Genomic DNA, 7485 nt, shown 5'->3' on the forward strand with positions numbered 1-7485 from the left:
AACTATAACGTTTTCGATTTTTAAAACAATATGAAAAAACCTATCAAATTATTTAAAATGATAGGTTTTCTATAAATTAGAGTTTGAAGACGCAAACACTCAGCGGTGGTAAGACAATTTCTGCCGAAAATTCCCTACCATTCCAGGGTTCTTTTTCTATTTTAATCGGTTTAGTATTGCCTACTCCACTACCATTGTATTCGGTTTTATCTGAATTGAAAATTTCTGTTAGTTTTCCTTTTACCGGAATTCCAATTCGGTAATTTTCATGAACAACAGGCGTCATATTACACACTACAATCAAATTTTCTTTTTCTTTAGTTCCTTTACGAATGTATGCCAAAACCGAGTTTTCATTATCCGAATAGTTGATCCACTCGAAGCCTTCAGCACTAAATTGTTTTTCGTACAAAGCAGGATAACTTTTGTATAAAGCATTCAAATCGGTGATGCATTTTTTAATACCATCGTGGAATCCGTATTGTAACAAATGCCAATCGAGACTGCTTTCAAAATTCCATTCGGATGTTTGTCCAAATTCGCCACCCATAAACAATAATTTTGCTCCAGGATGTGTAAACATATATCCGTAAAGCAAACGAAGATTAGCAAAACGCTGCCATTCATCGCCTGGCATTCTTCCTTGAATAGAATGTTTGCCATACACCACTTCGTCATGAGAAAGCGGTAACATAAAATTTTCTGTAAACGCATAGGTCATGGAAAACGTAATGTCGTTTTGATGGTATTTTCGATAGACACTTTCTTTAGCAAAATATTGCAATGTATCGTGCATCCAACCCATCATCCATTTCATTCCAAATCCCAATCCACCTAGGAATGTTGGTCTGGAAACCATTGGAAAACTAGTGCTTTCTTCCGCAATAGTTTGCACGTCAGGAAAGTTAGCATATACCGCTTCGTTAAAGTCTTTAAGGAAACTAATGGTATCAAGATTTTCTCTTCCACCAAAAATATTTGGTTCCCATTCGCCGTCTTTTCTTGAATAATCAAGATACAACATGGATGCAACTGCATCTACTCGAAGTCCATCAACATGGTATTGCTTCAACCAAAAAATAGCATTACTGATTAAAAATGAACGCACTTCATTACGGCCATAATTAAACACTAGACTTTTCCAATCTGGGTGATAGCCTTTCCTTCTGTCGGGATGTTCATATAAATTAGAACCGTCAAAAAATCCTAATCCGTGTGCATCGTCAGGAAAATGTGAGGGTACCCAATCTAGAATTACTCCAATACCAGCTTGGTGCAATTTATCCACCAAAAGCATAAAATCTTGTGGTTTTCCAAAACGCGATGTGGGTGCAAAATAACCTACCAATTGATACCCCCAAGACGGATCGTAAGGATATTCCATTATGGGCATGAATTCGACATGGGTAAATCCAGTTTCTTTAACATAGGAAACCAGTTGATCGGCCAATTCAACATAAGTCAAAAACTTGCCTTCTCCATTGCGTTTCCAAGAACCTAAATGTACTTCATAGACTGAAAATGGTTGGTCTAAGCCGTTTTTGTCTTTACGGATGTCCATCCATTTGGAATCTTTCCATTTATACTCTAAGTCCCAAACAACTGAAGCTGTATGTGGTGGATGCTCACAATATAAAGCAAACGGATCGGCTTTTTCGGTAATGATACCGCCATTGTTGGATTGAATTTTATATTTATAGGTAGTGCCTTTATCGACACCTGGAATGAAACCTTCCCAGATTCCGGATTCGTCCCAACGCACATTGAGTTGGTGTTCGCCTTGAACCCAAAAATTGAAATCACCTACTACAGAAACCGAACGCGCAGACGGCGCCCAAACGGCAAAGTAAACGCCTTTAACTCCATCGACTTCGATTAGATGTGCCCCAAGTTTTTCGTAGAGTTGAAAATGTTTTCCTGCTTTGAATAGGTTAATATCGAAATCAGTAAATATAGAATAAGGTTGTACGTGGTTCATTTTTTTGTTTTTATTGTAAACACATTCTTTTTTAAAATATGTTTGTTTTTTAATGCTATTTTTATTCGATTAGATTACTTGTTAGCCCCGATTGCAGGAAATGCCGCGCATGACGAAAAGCGGGAATAGGGATTAGTAAAATGCCCAGCCATTCGCTTCTAATATCCCATGATGGTTTGAATACCGCGCAACGGAATTACGGCCCATCGAGGACGAGAATTTAACTCATAACCCAACTCGTAAACCGCTTTTTCAAGAATACAATACTTCAGTAAAAAGCTGATTTCGTGGCTGTAGCCAATGTTTAAATTACCCGATTGCGCTTTTTCAATGTAAGTTTCAAGGAAAGTACCCACCATATATTTAAACAGTAATTCACCGGCTTTGAACAATTCCTCTTGCTGATATGGGTATTTATCGGCATTGTTAAAAATGGTGGCATAAATGGCATAATGAAATGAGCGAAACATTCCGGCTACATCTTTCAATGGCGGTTGTTTTACTTTTCTATCTCGAATGGTACTTTCGGGTTCGCCTTCAAAATCTAAGATGTAAAAATCGTCACCATTCACTAAAACTTGACCTAAATGATAGTCGCCATGAATACGAATGCGTTCTGATTTCATTTTGGTCCAATCGAAATCGACAAAATGTTTACGAATGAGTTTTTTATTTTCTAGAAATTGGTGCGCTAAATCGAGTGCCATTCCGTCTAGTTTGTGCAAACTATTTTCGATAATATTCAATCGGTTTTGAAATTGATACAACAACCTATTTTTAAGCCAAACGGTGTAATCGCCGTTGTAAGTGGTTGGTGTGAAAGCTGTTTCGTGAATATCACTTCCGAGTGCAATGTGCATTTCGGCCGTGCGTAACGCTAATGTTTGAATGCGTAAGAACAAACTTAATCCGACCCAATCAATGATTTCGGGTGGAATTTCGTTTATTTTTAATCTTCGGAACAACTCAACATTGGGCAGTTTATCAATTTTAATTTTCTTTCTGGAAAGATTATCAAAAACACCGTCCATTTGTTCGAGCATGAATTTCCAGGCATCACCTTGATTTGGCACTAACTCTTGCATTAATCCGAGTGTGATATTGCCTTCAGGAAGCGCTAAATTGATACTCCCAGTATAGGCTGGAGTATTTTCAAAATGCATTCTTTCGGTTAAAAATCGGCTAATTTCATAGTCGGGATTGGTGCTGACATAAATACGACGGAAAATTTTTAAAACGTACTCGTCATTATAAACTATAGACGTATTACTTTGTTCTACTCCCATGAATTTGGAAGATTTATATTCGGTTTCTTCCAACAAAGAACCTTTATGAAACACCAATTTATCGGTATTTTTGTCTTTAGAATTGATGATTTTATCAAACAATAATTTTCTAAAATCATCTTGATGTAAAGCATCTACTAAAAAACCACTGATATGTCCGAATTTTACTGGCGCAATTACGGTGTTCGTATCCAGTTCTTCTTCTTCCATAAAAGCAAGTGGCATAAAGTAATGCTGATAGAATGCTTCTTTAAAATTTACTTCCAATAAAACTCCGTAATAGGTATTTTTTTTGGAGGTTATTTTGAAATGATCAACGACTTCAATATACTTCAACGTACTTGCTTTTCCGCCATACCAACGCTTATTGATGATATAGTTTTCTAAAATATCTGATGAAAATATTTTAATAAATTCATCATCTATTAGGGCATTTTTCCATTCGTTTTTAAATACAAATGGAGCTGAAAAGTTGTCTTGATTTTCGTTTTTCATGGTTATGTTGCTTTCAGCTTTAGGCTTTAGACAGCAAGCATATAGCTTATTGTCTATAGCTTACGACTACTTAATAATTTTAAATAAATGAAATGGAAGTGTTGGATGCAATTCTACAAAATTCCATTCTTTGTCCCAGTGATAGCTGTTACCCGTAATCAAATCGACTACTGTAATGGTTTGACCTTCATTGATTCCTAAAGATTTTAACGGTAATTTAACCCAAGCTTGTTTCGCATAATAAGCATCTAAGCTCGCAATCATTAGCGTCTCATTTTCTTTATTGTCATCAAATTTATAATAGGCAATTACTTGATCATTATCGGTATCACAAAACTCAATATTGTTGGTTTGTTGCAAAGAAAATTGCTCTTTTCGAATCTGATTGATTTTAGAAATCAACATCGTAATTTTGTTCTCTTTATTCCAATCCCAAAGACGAGTTTGATACTTTTCACTGTCCATATACTCTTCTTTACCTGGAATCGCATCTGAAACCATAAATTCAAATATTGGTCCGTAAATCCCAACGGATGAGCTTAATGTAGCCGCTAAAAAATATTTTTGTAAATGCGTACTTTCATTGGCACCTTGTAAGGAAAACGGATTAATATCAGGAGTGTTTGGCCAGAAATTGGGACGGAAAAATTCTTTTTGATTGGTCTGAGTTAATTCAGTTACATAGTCTTGCAACTCGGTTTTTGAATTTCTCCATGTATAATAGGTATATGATTGTGTGAATCCTTGTTTGGCCAATTCGTGCATAATCTTCGGACGTGTAAAAGCTTCGGCTAAGAACAAAACATCTGGATATTTTTTCTTTACTTCAGCAATCAGCCAACCCCAAAAATAAAAGGGTTTAGTGTGTGGATTATCAACACGGAATACTCTAATACCACATTCTTCTACCCAAAACAAAGCACAATCTAAAAGCTCCTTCCACAGATTTTTCCAATCTCCACTTTCGAAATAAATTGGTAAAATATCTTGGTACTTTTTGGGTGGATTTTCAGCATACTGCACTGTTCCATCTGGACGCCATTTAAACCATTGTGGGAATTCTTTAACCCACGGATGGTCGGGTGCTGCTTGAAGCGCAAAGTCCATTGCAATTTCAATTCCTAGATCTTTAGCCGTATTCACCATAGATTTAAAATCGTCTAGAGTTCCCAATTCGGGATGAATCGACTTGTGACCACCATACTGAGAACCAATACCCCAAGGCGAACCCACATCTCCGGGTTGGGCATCAGTGGCATTATTTTTCCCCTTGCGATTCACTTCTCCAATGGGATGTACCGGAGGAAAATACAAGGTATCAAATCCCATTTTAGCCACACGTGGCAACAATTTTTCACAGTCTTTCAACGTACCATGTTTGCCTTCTTCATTAGAGGCTGATCGAGGAAAAAATTCGTACCAAGTACTAAACAAAGCTTTTTGTCTATCAACATAAACTTTTAATTCTTGGGTTTGATTGGCTAAAAATTTAGCAGGATTTTCTTTAAAAATGGTTTTAAGCCTATTTGAAACTGCCTCAATTGTAGCTTTATCATAATGAACTTCATTCGAAAATAAATCGATAACTTCGTTTAAGTATTTTTTATCTGATACAGAAACCTTTGCCAATAATGGTTTAATATACTCTACTCCTTCTAATAATTCTGATTTAACAAACTGATTGTCGTTGATTTTCTTTCCAATTCCGTATTGCCAATTTAAAGCATAATCAATCCAAGCTTCTACAAAATAAGAGTAATAGCCTTGTTTTTCTACAGAAAAAGTTGCTTCATATGCATCATTTGGAAATGCATTCATTCGAATCTCTGACCATTTTTTTTCTTTTTCATGTTTAAAATGAACAACAGCCTCCATGACATCGTGCCCATCTGAAATAACATCAGCAGTAACGTTTATAGTTTGTCCAAGTATTCTTTTTATAAAAAAAGCCCCATTGTCTAGTTGAGGCAGTACATTTTCAATTATTACGCGTCTTTGATTTAACATTTTAAGTTATATTTATATTGTCGTAAATTACAAAAAAATATAATAGGTTATAAATTGCATCAAAATTTATTAAAATGTCAAAAAATAAAGTTTTTCAAGCCGAAACATTAAAAATTCCTAAGATAATTCTCGTTACAGCTAAATTTTTAGAAGCAATATCTCCAAAATTGACAACGCTTTTTGCAGCAAAATTATTTACAACACCTATAAAACATAAAATTCCGAAACGCGAATTTCATATGGATAGAACCAGCATTCAAGAAAGAGTTTACGTTCCTGCGATAAAAAAAGAAATTATAGTGTATCATTATGGAAAATCTGAAAAGAAAGTTTTACTGGTTCACGGTTGGTCTGGTAGAGGAACCCAATTGGTAAAAATTGCAGATGAATTAGTAAATTTGGGATTTTCAACAATAAGTTTTGATGCTCCAGCCCATGGAAAATCAAAGGGAAATTCGACTATTATGGTTGAATTTATTGCTGCTATTTTAGAAATAGAAAAACAATTCGGATCATTTGAATTCGCAATTGGTCATTCACTTGGCGGGATGTCTATTCTAAATGCAATTAGAGAAAATTTAAACGTCAAAAAAGCAATAATTATTGGAAGTGGTGATGTTATTCAAGATATTATTGATGATTTTATTAAAAAATTAAAATTAAATCCGGAAATTAGTATCAAACTCAGAGATCATTTTGAAAAAAAATATGGAGTTGAAATGGACTATTACTCTGCCTCAAATGCGGCTAAAGAAGTTACTGTTCCTGTTTTAATAATTCACGATGAAAATGATATTGATGTCAATGTTAAAGCCGCATATCATATTCATAAAAATTTAAAAAACTCAGAATTAATGATAACCAAAAATTTGGGTCATCGAAAAATTCTAGGGAATAGCGAAGTTACAAAACGAATTGTAGAATATCTAAATGAATAATTATGGAATTATTTGAAAACACAAATGGTTGGGCAGAAAAATTACAGCCTTTAATTCACAAATATATAGGCAAAAAACATCCTCTGAATTATGACAACCTATATCAATTGATGGTAGCCGTTATTTTATCAGCTCAAGATTCTGATGCCAATATTAATAAAATTGCACCAACCTTTTTTACTGAGTATCCGAATTTAGAAGCATTGTCGACTGCTACAATTGATAGTTTATTTCCTTATGTAAATAAAGTTAGAAACTTCAACACCAAATCAAGTTGGCTGGTCGAAATTGCTCAAACCTTAAAAACTAATGATAATATTCCAACCAACTTAAATGATTTAATTGCATTAAAAGGTATTGGAAGAAAATCAGCCAATGTTATAATGAGAGAAATGAATGTTCCTGCTGAAGGTATCATAGCAGATTTACATGTAATCCGAATAGCACCCAGAATTGGCTTAATTCAAGAATCAAAAGATGGTAATAAAGTAGAAAAAGAATTAATGAAAATTTTACCAAAAGAAATTTGGGGTGAAATCGGTATGGCAATATCTTTTTTAGGAAGGGAAACTTGCCGTCCAACAAATCCAAAATGCATTGAATGCCCTATTAGTAAAGACTGTTCGTATCCTCATAAAAATACTTAACATTTTAGCGTTTCCTTTGGGTCATTCTTTTGGCTGTATCTTTACTTTTTTTTTAAGAAAAGGATGCCGCTAGAATACTTCACTCGATTTAGTAAAAATAGTCATGATTATTTTTAAAAAACAGAACAAAACAA

General features: G+C 34.5%; 5 protein-coding genes. 2 read left to right on the top strand and 3 right to left on the bottom strand.

Annotated elements, in window-relative coordinates; genetic code table 11:
* Nucleotides 1-76: 76 nt before the first annotated feature.
* The 3 genes from glgB to ACODSI_RS01470 all read right to left on the bottom strand — a co-directional run bounded on the left by glgB (nucleotide 77) and on the right by ACODSI_RS01470 (nucleotide 5766).
* Entirely contained in the window at nucleotides 77-1978 is a 1902-nt protein-coding gene (glgB, locus tag ACODSI_RS01460; RefSeq protein ID WP_488915063.1) for a 1,4-alpha-glucan branching protein GlgB, read from the bottom strand.
* A 158-nt stretch (nucleotides 1979-2136) separates the two neighbouring features.
* The gene (locus tag ACODSI_RS01465) at nucleotides 2137-3759 is read right to left on the bottom strand and encodes a maltokinase N-terminal cap-like domain-containing protein (protein WP_488915064.1); all 1623 of its coding nucleotides are present in this window, start codon (nucleotides 3757-3759) and stop codon (nucleotides 2137-2139) included.
* 66 nt (nucleotides 3760-3825) lie between these two features.
* Nucleotides 3826-5766: an alpha-1,4-glucan--maltose-1-phosphate maltosyltransferase gene (locus ACODSI_RS01470; protein ID WP_488915065.1), complete on the bottom strand. Its 1941-nt coding sequence runs from the start codon at nucleotides 5764-5766 to the stop codon at nucleotides 3826-3828.
* Between the two features lie 74 nt (nucleotides 5767-5840).
* Here ACODSI_RS01470 and ACODSI_RS01475 point away from each other — a divergent pair, with 74 nt between their 5' ends.
* On the top strand, nucleotides 5841-6704 hold the full coding sequence (locus ACODSI_RS01475) for an alpha/beta fold hydrolase (RefSeq protein ID WP_488915066.1): 864 nt from the start codon (nucleotides 5841-5843) through the stop codon (nucleotides 6702-6704).
* Nucleotides 6705-6706: 2 nt separating this feature from the next.
* Nucleotides 6707-7351: an endonuclease III domain-containing protein gene (locus ACODSI_RS01480; protein WP_488915067.1), complete on the top strand. Its 645-nt coding sequence runs from the start codon at nucleotides 6707-6709 to the stop codon at nucleotides 7349-7351.
* The last annotated feature ends 134 nt before the right edge of the window (nucleotides 7352-7485 follow it).

It is taken from the genome of Flavobacterium sp. FG139 (genome assembly GCF_057809695.1).

Excerpts from the sequence above, each read along its gene's own strand:
- ACODSI_RS01465 (WP_488915064.1), bottom strand. The coding sequence starts at position 3,759 with ATGAAAAACGAAAATCAAGACAACTTTTCAGCTCCATTTGTATTTAAA.
- ACODSI_RS01480 (WP_488915067.1), top strand. The coding sequence starts at position 6,707 with ATGGAATTATTTGAAAACACAAATGGTTGGGCAGAAAAATTACAGCCT.
- ACODSI_RS01475 (WP_488915066.1), top strand. The coding sequence starts at position 5,841 with ATGTCAAAAAATAAAGTTTTTCAAGCCGAAACATTAAAAATTCCTAAG.
- ACODSI_RS01470 (WP_488915065.1), bottom strand. The coding sequence starts at position 5,766 with ATGTTAAATCAAAGACGCGTAATAATTGAAAATGTACTGCCTCAACTA.
- glgB (WP_488915063.1), bottom strand. The coding sequence starts at position 1,978 with ATGAACCACGTACAACCTTATTCTATATTTACTGATTTCGATATTAAC.